This window comes from Bradyrhizobium sp. PRIMUS42 (assembly GCF_023006515.1).
Lineage (GTDB): Bacteria > Pseudomonadota > Alphaproteobacteria > Rhizobiales > Xanthobacteraceae > Bradyrhizobium.
In genome coordinates this window covers 1-637 of the sequence record NZ_JALBGZ010001442.1, presented here as the reverse complement: position 1 = coordinate 637, position 637 = coordinate 1, and the positions used below count along the sequence as shown (strand labels likewise).

General features: G+C 65.3%; 1 protein-coding gene and 1 pseudogene. One reads left to right on the top strand and one right to left on the bottom strand.

Annotation, left to right across the window (positions count from 1 at the left end; all coding sequences use genetic code 11):
* The coding region (locus MOV75_RS40960; protein ID WP_247008540.1) for a DUF188 domain-containing protein at positions 1-207 on the bottom strand (207 nt) is incomplete at its 3' end.
* Between the two features lie 106 nt (positions 208-313).
* On the opposite strand from MOV75_RS40960, the pseudogene MOV75_RS40955 reads away from it, so the two are divergent.
* A pseudogene (locus MOV75_RS40955) lies at positions 314-637 on the top strand (hypothetical protein); the annotation flags it as partial.

Below are 637 nucleotides of genomic sequence, written 5' to 3'. Positions count from 1 at the left end.
CTTGGTGCGCTCGGCGATCCAATCGTCGGCGGCGTCCATGCCGGCGCCGGCCGCGATCCGCTCGATCAGCGGGTCCTGCGGCACGCGGATGAAATTGCCTGCGACGACGCTCACGGGCACGCCGTGACGGAGCGCAACGCGATAAATCTCGTCCTTCACTGGACAGGCGTCGGCGTCGACATAGATGCGGGTGGGGGTGTCGGTCATTGGCCGCGTGGTACCCCATTCGGGCCGCAAAGGCGAGGGGATTGACCGGTGTTCCCCGGGGCCTACGATCGGCCCGACAACAACAAGACTACAGGGAACACCCATCATGCCGAACCGGCTCGAAACTTATCGCGTCGAGGCCTACAACACCGCCAAGCAATCCGAGAACAAGATGCATGATGACGCGGTGGCGCGCCGTTTCGGCTTTTCCGGCGGGTTGGTCCCGGGCGTCGATGTCTTCGCCTACATGATGCACGTGCCGATTGCCCGCTGGGGCCGCGACTTCCTCAGTCGCGGGCTGGTCGAGGCGCGCTTCATCAAGCCGGTCTATGACGGCGAGGCCGCCGATGTCGATGCGACCGAGCACAACGAGTTGCTCACGATCGAGGTGTTCAGCCGCACCGAGCTGTGCGCCACCGGCACGGCCTCG